This window comes from Spirosoma montaniterrae (assembly GCF_001988955.1).
GTDB lineage: Bacteria > Bacteroidota > Bacteroidia > Cytophagales > Spirosomataceae > Spirosoma > Spirosoma montaniterrae.
Map to the genome: position 1 here is coordinate 599,873 of NZ_CP014263.1, position 11,722 is coordinate 611,594.

Here is an 11,722-nt window from a genome sequence, read left to right on the forward strand (position 1 = left end):
TATCGGCGTAGATATGTATGCTATGCCAACGCTCATAAAACCAACCCGCACCTTTACCGACAAACTCCTCGACCACTACCGGCAACAGGGCGATCCCCCTGCCGACGCGGTAATTACAGCCGTAGCTGAACAGACCGGACGTGAGGGCGTTGGCGCGTTGATGCGGTGGTTAGGCGACACTGGTAATTTTAGTACGGATGAGCAGCCGGAGCCAATCCAGCGTTTTTTTATTGAACATGCACACTTGCCGGAGTGGGCCGACCAGACGCGGATGCAGCGCGGCATGGCGTTTTTTCAGAAACATACCGCACTGATTGGGCTGACGTTAGGCACTTATTCGCTGCCGTACACGTACCTCGGTGCCAACGGCGTGCGACTGCTTTGGCTGACCGAACGCATTAAAAATGATACCGCCCGCCGATTGCAGGAGACCGGCGAGTGGGTATTTGCCGTCAATAATCCGAAGAATTTTCCCTTAGCCCCTCCCTCACCCCCGACCCCTCTCCCAAAACGGGAGAGGGGAGCAATGCTCCCGGATGGCTCTCCCCTCTCCCGTTTTGGGAGAGGGGCCGGGGGTGAGGGTGACGGTATTGAGCGCACGCTCAAAATCCGGCTCATTCATGCGGCTTCGCGTTGGTTTGGCCTTCAGTCGGGTCGCTGGAACATGGCGTGGGGGATGCCCGTGAATCAGGAAGATATGGCCGGTACAAATCTGGCGTTCAGCTATATTGTGCTGAAAGGATTGCGAAAGATGGGCGTAACAACCTCCGAACAGAACGAAGAAGATTATCTCCACCATATCAACGTTGTCGGTTCGTTGAACGGGTTGGCCGAAGAATTGATGCCACATAATTTGCGCGAAGCCTATCACCTTGATCGCCAGATTGCCCGGCGGCAGTTTCGAGCGTCGGAAGCCGGTACGGGCCTGACACGGTCGTTGCTCAACGCTATTGCCGACGTAGCCGGAAAACAAACCGGACAACCCGAAACAACCCGGAACCTCGCAGCCGCTCAGATGCGTTTCTTCCTCGGCGACGATCACGCCAACGCGCTTGGTATTCCTGCCGTACCGGTCGAAAAACGGCTGGCCGGGGTGGTGAGTCGGCTGCCTATTTTTCCAAAATGATTCAATACGAACCTATTGCCGCGCTTGCCACGGCCCCTGGCATTGGGGCCATTGCCGTTATCCGGGTGTCGGGTGAGGGAGCCATTTCTATTACCAATCGGCTGTTTCGCGGAAAAGACCTTACACAGCAACCCAGCCATACGGCCCATTTCGGTACGCTCCGTACTGCCAGCGATACCCTGATTGACGAGGTGCTGGTGACTGTGTTTCGGGCACCAAAATCGTTTACGAAAGAAGATGTGGTCGAAATATCGTGCCACGGATCAGAATTTATTATTCAGCAGATTTTGCGTCGGCTGACCGACGAGGGCGTTCGGCTGGCCCGGCCCGGCGAGTTTACGCAGCGGGCGTTTCTGAACGGGCAGTTCGATCTGGTGCAGGCCGAAGCCGTGGCCGACCTGATTGCCGCCGACTCCGACGCCAGTCACCGGGCTGCCCTCACCCAACTGCGCGGAGGTTTTTCCAAACAACTGAACGTGCTTCGCCAGCAACTGATTGATTTTGTAGCTTTGGTTGAACTCGAACTCGATTTTGGCGAAGAAGACGTAGAGTTTGCCCACCGCGAGCAACTCCGGCAGCTTATGCTCGACATCCGGCGGGCACTGCACCCGCTTATCGACTCGTTTTCAGCCGGTAACGTTATCAAAAACGGTGTGGCAACGGTCATCGTCGGTAAACCCAACGCGGGTAAATCGACCCTGCTCAATGCCCTGCTGAACGAAGAAAAAGCTATTGTTTCCGACATTCCCGGCACCACCCGCGACGTGATAGAAGACGAGCTGTTTATCGACGGTATCCGGTTCCGGCTCATCGACACCGCCGGGCTGCGGCAGGCTACCGACCAAATCGAAGCGATTGGCGTAGAGCGCACCCGGCAGCAGATGGAAAAGGCCGCCTTAGTTGTTTATCTGTTCGACGGCGCAGCCATTTTGCCCGATGAACTGCAACAGGCGGTCGATGAAATCAGTGCGTCGGGCAAACCCTATCTGCTGGTTGGCAACAAATCTGATCTGATCGATGCCCAAAGGCAGCAACAACTAAACGTTGTTGTCAACGAAGCTATTCTCTGGATTTCGGCTAAAAATCAGCGCATCGACGATCTGAAGCTGGCTCTTTCGGCCCGTGTTCGGACCGATGCGGCTGTACAAACGGGCAGTGCCGTTGTTACCAACGCCCGACACTACGAACACCTGACCGCTACCGACGATGCAATAGCCCGTGCTCTTGCTGGCTTAGACGCCGGTACTACGCCCGACTGGCTGGCAATGGACCTGCGCGTGGCCTTGCAGCACCTCGGCGAGTTGACCGGAACCATCATTACGGATGATATATTAGATTCGATTTTTAGCAAGTTCTGTATTGGAAAATGAAGGGGAGCCAGTTGGACGTATGCCTGAGCCGGGGGTATTTTCGGACGCAGCAGGAGGTATTTACATGCCGGTTTCTGTACCACGACAACCGTTTTTGCCCGGTTCACTGGCTCCGCATTGTTGTGCCCAATATTGATTTCGGACCCAAACAACGTCGGCTGTTCCGCATCAACGAAGCTTTTTCAGCCACCATCCGACCGTTTGCGCTGACCGACGAATTAGAAACGCTTTATGCAACCTACCGGCAGTCGATTGATTTTGATGCGTCGGATTCGGTTGCATCCTGTCTGCTCAATGGGAGCGGGCAGAACCGATTTGATACCCAGGTTATCGAACTGCGCGACAACGGTAAGCTAATTGCGGCTGGTATTTTCGATAACGGTCTGCACACCATTGCCGGCATCATGAATTTCTATGATCCGGCCTATCGCAGGCATAGTCCTGGCAAATATTTGATGCTGCTGAAAATGAGCCATGCCTGGCAACAGCAGAAACTTTACTATTACCCCGGCTATATCGTTAGTCAGCACCCCAAATTCGATTATAAACTATTCGCCTGCGAAGCGGCAACCGAAGTGTACGACGACAGCCGGAGCCGCTGGTATCCGTTCTCCTGGCCCGTTGTCAACGCATTGTCTGAAGAAATGCTGAGAGAGGTGTGATGCTATCACCTTATTTTCTTTATGCAATAAAACGTGTATTTGATGCGTAGCTTTACATTTGTCTGATTTCTTTTCAGCAGTATAATCGCTTCACATCCTTTGACTACGTTTTTTAGTAAGCGTGAATTGATGTGTTAATGTTTTGGGCCTGCGGTTTTACCGAGACCGAAATACTGTACGTCCTCGACCAATTCTCCACGGTCGGCAGCTACGAGCGCGAGATGATACAGAATAATTTTCGGAACTTGCTCCTTCAACCGTTTACGCTATGACTAATGAACTAATTGAAGCCGACGTGCCCGATATTGAGCCGACAGATGAGTCAGGGGTGGAGTCGGATATAAAAGAGCCGTTTGACCCGAAAGACATCAACATTACTGTTGAGCCGAAAACGATGGACAACCTTGTACAACGGCTAAATCATAATGAAATTGATCTTGACCCCGATTTTCAGCGGAAAGGCAACTTATGGGCACCCGATGTACAGAGTCGGCTGATCGAATCGCTAATGCTGCGGTTTCCGTTGCCTGCGTTTTATTTCGACGCTGAGAGCGAAGATAACTGGTTAGTAGTGGACGGCCTGCAACGGCTCTGGACGCTCAAAAACTTTGTAGTTGATAAAACAGATAAGCGGTTAAGATTACGCGGCTTGGAAATCCTGAAAGATTACGAAGGCAAAACCTTCGATGAACTGCCCCGGCCCATGCAACGCCGGATTATGGAAACGCAGGTAACGGCCTACATCATCAAGCCTGGTACACCCCGACCCGTGAAATACAACGTGTTCCGACGTATCAATACGGGGGGGCTGATGCTGAACCCGATGGAAATCCGGCACGCGCTCAATCAGGGACCGGCGGCCAAGTTTCTGAAGGAGATTACCGAGAGCGACGTATTCAATCAGTACATTCCATTGTCGGACCGGCGCATGGCCGACCGCGAACTGGCCCTCCGGTACGTAGCGTTCCGGCTTACGCCATACCGGCAGTACACTAAGCCATTAACCGGATTTTTAGATACGGCTATGGAAAAACTAAGCCGGACCAATGCCGTAGAACGGACCGAACTCAAGGCCGGTCTGTTCCGGGCGTTTACGATCACTGAAGCTTGGTTTGGCCGGGAGCAGTTCAGTCGCTCGTATGGAATAGGTGGAAAAAAATTGTTGAATGGGGCTTTATTTGAAGTATGGACTTCGCAGGTAGCCTCATTAAATTATACCTCTATTGAGCGAATTAATGAACATCTGTCCGATTTTCAGGAAGATTATAAACGACTGCTAACAAGCGATGATTTTATATTCGCCATTACGCGGGCGACGACCGACAACCGTTCGGTAACGACTCGTTTTGAGGCCATTGAGAAACTGATAGCCCGGTATTCCGCATGATTACGCGCTTGATTATCGAAAACTTCAAAGCGTTTCAATACGCCGAATTGAACTTTACCGAATTGAATTTATTAACGGGCATCAATGGTGTAGGCAAATCGAGCATTATTCAGGCGTTGCTGCTGCTGCGGCAGTCACAATACACCAGCGTGGGTGAGCCTTTCGCCGGATTGATGTTAAATGGTCCGTTAGTCACCATTGGTTTAGGACGCGACGCACAAAATGCGAACGCTGATAGCGAGTACGTTAATTTTGAACTACAATTTGAGTCGTACACGGACACCCTGAATGCTCAATTCGAGTTTATCGCTGAATCTGACTTTCTGCCTTATGCATCCGGTTCGCACGAAGGAAATGTTGGTGACCAGCCTCTTTTTGTGGAAAGTCGTTTTCAATACTTAAACGCCGAGCGCAAATCGCCGAGTGTCATTTTTCCTACGTCGAACTATCAGGTGCAGCAACTGAGGTCGGTGGGTAAATACGGTGAATTTGCCGTGCATTTTCTGGCGCAGTATCAGCGCGAACCAGTTGTTCTAGCATCAGCCCGAATTGCCCAAACGAACACACTCATTGATGAGGTTGACGCGTGGTTCCAACGGATTTCAGCCGGTACGCGCCTGACCACAACGTACCGCTCTGACCTGAACGTTGCGACGCTGACCTATCGTTTTGAAGCGGGCGAAAACGTGACCCCCGACTTCACGCCCGTCAACGTCGGTTTTGGCTTTACGTATGTGCTGCCCATCATTGTGGCCGTGCTGGCGGCCCGCCCCGGCGATTTGCTTCTCATCGAAAACCCCGAATCGCACCTTCACCCGCAGGGACAGGCGCAGTTGGGCGCGTTGCTGGCTTGTGCTGCCGCCGACGGCGTACAACTCATTGTTGAAACCCACAGTGACCATTTGCTCAACGGCGTTCGGGTATCGGTGAAAGAAAAAAACATTAAGCCTGAACAGGTATCGGTTTACTACTTCGAGCGCGACCCCGACGCCGACGAACACGTTACCGAAATCATACAACCAACCATTGATGCCAACGGGCGGCTTAGTCAGCAGCCGCGAGGCTTTTTTGATGAATACGCCCGCCAGTTAGACCGTCTGCTGCAATAATCAATGGAGTGCATTTTTAATGAATTGTCTGCCCGGCCAGTCAGTACGGCGGCAGAAGCCTGGAACGTAATGGAGCACTTTGTACGGGCGGTGGGTGCCGTTCAACAACTTGGTTTGCGTCAGGTTCGTATCCCCGAAGAAGTAGGAAATAACCTGTTCTCGTTATCTCTTGCCCCAGATTATGCAGTCGGCGCGTGGCTGAACGACGAGCGGGTTAATCGTGATTTAAAAGACCGATTTCGGCTGATTGTGGCCAATCCACCATTGCTTACCGTTGAGGAGGTTGACGCACTAACACTGTTCGGGCAGTCGTTATTTTGCCTGACGGAACCAGCCGGTACGCCGGAAGCCAAAGGTTTTGGCGCAGCCTATTTAGCCGACCGACTCCTGCTTAGCCTGTATACTGATACGCAATGGGACACGCATCAGCTAAGCGGCTGGCATTGGTATTTAGACGCTGACGGGCAGGCACAAACGGTACAGGTACAAGTTAGGCACTTTGCTACGTATGTTCACGTCGAGCAGCATAAGCCTTGGGTGCAGCAACGGCAGGTTGAACAGCTACAACGCAGCAGCGACGTGTGGGAAAAGCGAACATCATTTTTTCCAAATCTAATTCTGTGTGGCGACGTGAAAGGGCAGTTGAAGCGGGTTGGCGAATCGGGCTACCTTAACCAAATTATTGACCGATTACGAACACTTAATGAGTTTGCCGCTCAGTGGCAATCGGGTAATTTCGATCTGAACAGGCTCAAAGAGACTACCAACTTAAACGTATCGCCCGAAAGCGATTCCACAATGAGACTACACGGCGGTCAACGCAGGTTTAAATTACCGGATGGGCGCCGGGAGCTATTTGAACTGCACATTAAAATTGGCGATTTACGATTTCATTTCTACCCCGATGAGCAGGAAAAGAAGGTGTATGTAGGCTACATCGGTCCGCACTTGCGAACGGCAACCGGATAAAATTTGACATAAGCTATTCGTTCGTCCACCCCCTGAAATATTTCTACTATATTTTTAGTTAAAAATCGTTAAAGCTGTAACCGTTTTTGCTTTATCCGTTAGTTTTGCTTAAAACTTCATCAGTTCCTAAACCTGTTCTCACGTATGAAAAACCTTTTCCTGCTGGCCGTGCTGGGCCTGCTCTTAGGGCCGGTCTGTGCGCAGAATTCGGTACGGTTTACGCTTCAGGGCCGGGCGGTCGATACGTCGGCGGCTCCGCTGGCATCGGCAACGGTGATGCTCCTTAACCCCAAAGATTCCTCATTAGTGAACTTCGGGCGTACCGACGACAAAGGGGCATTTACGTTCAAAAACCTGAGGTCGGGCAGCTACCTGCTTAAACTTTCGTTTGTTGGGTACTTGCCTTATAACCAACTTATTACGCCAAATGCCGAAGCCGTTCGCGATCTGGGCGAGTTGACGCTCAAACCCATTACGAAAGAATTGTTTGAGGTGGTGGTGAAAACGGCGAAAGCTCCGCTCACCATCCGGGGCGATACCATCGAGTACAACGCCAGTTCGTTTAAGGTGCCGCCCGGCTCAACAGTAGAAGATTTGTTGCGGAAACTGCCCGGCGTGCAGGTCGATCAGGACGGTAATATTCGGGCGCAGGGGCAGGAGGTGAGGAAAGTGACGGTCGATGGCAAAAGCTTCTTCGGCAACGACCCGAAACTGGCGACCAAAAATCTACAGGCTGAAGCCATCAATAAAGTGCAGGTCTTCAACGACAAAACCGAACAGGCCAAGCTGACGGGCGTAGAAGACGGCAAAAAAGAAAAAACGGTAAACCTCGAACTCAAAGAGGAATTCAAAAAAGGCGGGTTCGGGAAGATTACAGCCGGAGCTGGCCCAGCCTCGAACGACGTTTCGGCGCGGGCCGACGTGAAGGGCAACTACAACAAATTCGACGCCAAGCGGCAGTTTTCGGTCATTGGATTAGGTAACAATACCAACTCCGGTACGCTGTCGTGGAACGATTACCAGGACTTTCGGGGCAGCAACTCGTTCAACTGGAACGACAATGCCGACTTTGGGTTCGGCAGCGGCAACCGCTACATCCGTTTCGGCGACGACGATGAAACGCTCGGCATTCCCATCAGCGGGGGCGACAGCCGGGGCTTTAACAACGTAGTGGCCGGTGGAGCCAACTACAACTTCGACACCAAAGAAACCAAGTTGAGTGCCAGCTATTATTACAACCAGACCCGTTCGATGCTCGACGCCGAACGCAACCGACAAAGTTTTCTGGATAACAGCGCGTTTCGGTCGACAGAACTCAGCGACCAGAACAACTTCAGCGGCAACCACCGCATCAGTCTGCGCTACGAAAAAAACATCGACTCGCTCAACACGCTGGTATTTATCAACAACAGCCGACTGAATTTTGGTAACAACGGGCTTTTCAGCGATCAGAATGTGTATCGGGTCAACGGTACGGGGGCGGAGATTCTCTCGACCCGCAACCAGACTACCAACACCACAATCGCGAATCGGCTTGGATCGGCCAACTCGCTGATTTATCGGCGAAAGTTCAAGCTGAAAGGCCGGAGTTTTGCCGCCAGTGCCACCTACCAGATTAACGACAACGACACCGACCTGGGTCTGAAAGCGCAAAACGATTTTTTTGACGCAACCAACATCGATGAGCAGTTGCGCCGAATCGACCAGATGCAAAACACCCAGAGTCTGCGGAGCGAGTACCGGGCCAGTTTGCTGTATGTCGAGCCGTTCGCGAAAAAGTATTTCTGGGAAACATTCTACAACTTCAGCCTGCACTACGATGAGGTGAACCGCGACGTGCTGAACGTAAGCGATGCTACCCGCCCTCGCGTCGATTCGCTGAGTTTGTATTACCGCAACAACTACCTCTTCAACCGGGTCGGCACCAGCCTGCGCTATTCATACAAGGGCCTGAACGTGTCGGCGGGGGTGGCCGGGCAGCAGTTCAGCATCGACGGGCGATATGCGCCCTCGCGCAACGCCACGGACTTTAATTTTATCAATCGGACGTTTACGACAATTTTGCCCAATGCCTCGCTGAACTACGACCTCAAGAACAATAAATATTTATATAGCAATTACGATGTAAGCGTCAGAACGCCCTCCTCACGAGAGTTGCAGCCGATTGTGAATAACGCTAACCCACTGTTTATCACTACAGGAAATGCCAACCTGCTGCCCGAAGTGCAGCACAATGTAAACGTGGGGTTCAGCATGTTCAACCCTGGCAACTTCATGCAGTTTTTTGCCAATCTATACGGCAATTACTATGTCAATCAGATTATTAACAGCCAGACCGTTGATCCGCAGACGTTTATTACCCAAACCCGCCCCGAAAATCTGACTGGTGGGCGCAGCATCGGCTCATATATCAACTACGGGTTTCCGCTCAAAAAAACCAAAGCCACCCTGAACCTGAACGCTCAACTGAATTTTGGCCGCAACCTGACCCTCATCAACGATGTACCGAACAATACCGACAATGCGAGTTATAACGGCGGCATCCGGCTCGACCTGACGCCCGTGGAGTGGCTCACGTTTTACGGGCGAGCCAATCTCGGATACGCCAACACGCGCTATTCGCTGAATGCAGGTCAGAATCAGACGATTATCAACAACACGTATGCCGGTGATCTGAACCTGAAACTGCCACGCGGTATCTACCTGACTACCAGCCTGAATTACCGCGTGTATCGAAACTACCGGTTTGACTTCGATCAGCAGATTCCGATCTGGAACGCTTCGGCGTATCATATTCTGGGCAAAGCCAAAAAAGCTGAAATCCGGCTGTCGGCGGTCGATTTGCTAAATCGAAACGTGGCTGTGAGTCAGTACGCCGGGCAGAATTTTGTAACGAATGAACGCATTGAAACGCTGGCGCGGTATTTTCTGCTGAGTTTCACCTACAACATGCGGGGTGTTCAGGCGAAGATGCGACGGGAAGGATTTTATTAAAAGAATAACGAATATTGAATGGAGCCGTGGTGTATGGCTGGCGCATGTAGAGACGCAACCCTTTGCGTCTCCGCCTGCGCCAGCCATGTCCAAACCAAATTAAACCTGATAATAAAAACCATGAAACGCTATTTCATTATTCTCATAATCAGCTTGTTATCGGCTTCGGCTTTCGCCCAGAACACGGAGGGCATAGTAAATTACAAGCGCAAAACGTACTGGACGCGTATCACGAGCCGCATGACGTACCTGAGTCAGGAACAGAAAGACCGGGCCGCACAGACGTGGAAAAACTACGAAGAAGAAAACAACGCCGAGAAGATGAAACTCGCGTTCAATGCCAGCGAAAGCCTCTATGGCTACACCAGCGAACAGAGCGAAACCGACGACGGGCAGTACTCGTGGCGCAACCCAGACCTGAAACTTTACCGCAACTTCGAGAAGGATAAAAAAATCGACGTAATCGAAATGCTTGGTAAAACCTACGTCGTAGAGGATTCGCTGCACGTGCCGACCTGGAAAATCGGGAACCAAATTAAAGACGTGGCGGGCTACGTTTGTATGCGGGCCGACACCGAAGACCCCATAAAAAAGCAGAAAATTACGGCCTGGTTTGCACAGGATTTACCCGTGTCGGCTGGCCCCGAACGCTATTTCGGTTTGCCCGGCGTGATTCTCGAACTCAACATCAACGACGGCGACGTAATTATTGAAGCCACGAAAGTAGAACTCCGCAAACTCACTCCCGACGACCTGAAACTGCCTAAACTGAAAGGCAAAAAAATTACCGATGCGGCCTACAACGACCTCATTAAAAAGCACATTGCCGACCAAATGGCCGACCAGCGAAATCCGTACTGGTCGCTGCGGTATTGAAATTTTACACCCCACCCCAACCCCTCCCCCGTTAGGGAGGGGCTTTGCCATCCGGCTCCTTTAGCCCCTCCCTAACGGGGAGGGGTTGGGGTGGGGTGAATATGTCAGAGCAAAATCGATTTCGTATTATTCACCATTATGCGCCTTTTCTGCTTCCTCTTCTTGTTTACCCAAACCCTTTTCGCCCAGCAACGTTTTGCCGAGCTTGGCAATTTCACGCTCGAAAACGGGCAGACTATCCAGAACTGCCGGCTCGGCTACCGCACGTTCGGTACGCTGAACAGCAGCCGTTCCAACGCTGTGCTGGTGCCAACGTGGTTTACGGGAACCTCGCAGGGAAAAGCGTTTGTGGCAAATCCGGGCAGCATCGCCGACAGCACCCGTTACTTCACCATCGTAGTCGATGCACTGGGGAATGGCGTGTCGTCGTCACCCTCCAACAGTACGGCGCAGCCGGGCGCGCAGTTTCCAACCATCAGCATCCGCGACATGGTGCGGGCTGAGTATCAATTAGTAACGAACGTACTGAACCTGAAGCGTTTACATGCCGTGATGGGCATTTCGATGGGTGGGATGCAGTCGTTCGAGTGGGCCGTATCGTATCCTGATTTTGTCGATAAGATTATACCGATTGTTGGAACACCCAAACAAAGCAGCTACGACCGGCAGTTCTGGGGAACGCAGTTGGCCGTGCTGGAGCGTGGTAATTTCTCGCCCGATGCCATGCGTACCGTGGGCGACCTCCACGAACTGAACCTGACCACGCCCGCCCATTACCTGAAAACACTCAAACCCGAAGATCAGCCCGATTTCATGCGGAAGAAAGAAGCCGGTTACGGCGGACAGAACCCGTACAACTGGGCGTCGCAACTGCGGGCTATGATTGGGCACGATATTTATCGGGGCCGGTCGGCAGCGGAATTGAAGAACGTCATCAAAGCCAAACTGCTCGTTGTGGTAGCCACGCAGGATCACATGGTTACGCCCGGCACCGCTACCGAACTCGCCCGCGCCCTGAACCTCCCGCTCATCGAACTGACCGGCGACTGCGGCCATTTAGCCACCTCTTGCGAAGAAGAAAAGCTACGAACGGAGGTGCGGAAATTTCTGGAATCAAAATGAAGGGGAACGCGGATTAAACGGATGATGCGGATCAACACAGATTTCTTTACCACTGAAAGAAAAATCCGTTTTGATCCGCATCATCCGTTTAATCCGCGTTCCCCTTT

Annotated in this window: 9 protein-coding genes; all 9 read left to right on the top strand. The window is 52.0% G+C overall.

The annotated features are described in order from the left end of the window. Positions 1-22 precede the first annotated feature (22 nt). The 9 genes from AWR27_RS02555 (at position 23) to AWR27_RS02595 (ending at position 11,615) form a co-directional block, all read left to right on the top strand. A complete protein-coding gene (locus AWR27_RS02555) occupies positions 23-1,126 on the top strand; it encodes an oxygenase MpaB family protein (protein ID WP_077133761.1) in 1,104 nt (367 codons plus the stop codon). Continuing rightward, positions 1,123-2,496 carry a tRNA uridine-5-carboxymethylaminomethyl(34) synthesis GTPase MnmE gene (mnmE, locus tag AWR27_RS02560; protein ID WP_077129749.1) on the top strand — a complete coding sequence of 458 codons (1,374 nt, stop codon included), beginning with the start codon at positions 1,123-1,125 and terminating at the stop codon, positions 2,494-2,496. The genes AWR27_RS02555 and mnmE overlap by 4 nt, the downstream gene beginning before the upstream one ends. Further along, positions 2,493-3,158 (top strand): GNAT family N-acetyltransferase, encoded by a 666-nt coding sequence (locus AWR27_RS02565; RefSeq protein WP_077129751.1) that lies wholly within the window; start codon positions 2,493-2,495, stop codon positions 3,156-3,158. The genes mnmE and AWR27_RS02565 overlap by 4 nt, the downstream gene beginning before the upstream one ends. 268 nt (positions 3,159-3,426) lie before the next feature. Then, on the top strand, positions 3,427-4,545 hold the full coding sequence (locus AWR27_RS02570) for a DUF262 domain-containing protein (protein ID WP_077129753.1): 1,119 nt from the start codon (positions 3,427-3,429) through the stop codon (positions 4,543-4,545). Next, complete coding sequence (locus AWR27_RS02575) at positions 4,542-5,654, top strand: AAA family ATPase (protein ID WP_077129755.1); 1,113 nt, start codon at positions 4,542-4,544, stop codon at positions 5,652-5,654. The genes AWR27_RS02570 and AWR27_RS02575 overlap by 4 nt, the downstream gene beginning before the upstream one ends. Positions 5,655-5,657: 3 nt before the next feature. Then, positions 5,658-6,623: a hypothetical protein gene (locus AWR27_RS02580; RefSeq protein ID WP_077129756.1), complete on the top strand. Its 966-nt coding sequence runs from the start codon at positions 5,658-5,660 to the stop codon at positions 6,621-6,623. A 144-nt stretch (positions 6,624-6,767) separates the two neighbouring features. Then, entirely contained in the window at positions 6,768-9,617 is a 2,850-nt protein-coding gene (locus tag AWR27_RS02585) for a TonB-dependent receptor domain-containing protein (RefSeq protein WP_077129758.1), read from the top strand. 120 nt (positions 9,618-9,737) lie between these two features. Further along, a complete protein-coding gene (locus AWR27_RS02590; protein WP_077129760.1) occupies positions 9,738-10,493 on the top strand; it encodes a GLPGLI family protein in 756 nt (251 codons plus the stop codon). A 138-nt stretch (positions 10,494-10,631) separates the two neighbouring features. Continuing rightward, positions 10,632-11,615: an alpha/beta fold hydrolase gene (locus AWR27_RS02595; protein ID WP_077129762.1), complete on the top strand. Its 984-nt coding sequence runs from the start codon at positions 10,632-10,634 to the stop codon at positions 11,613-11,615. The last annotated feature ends 107 nt before the right edge of the window (positions 11,616-11,722 follow it).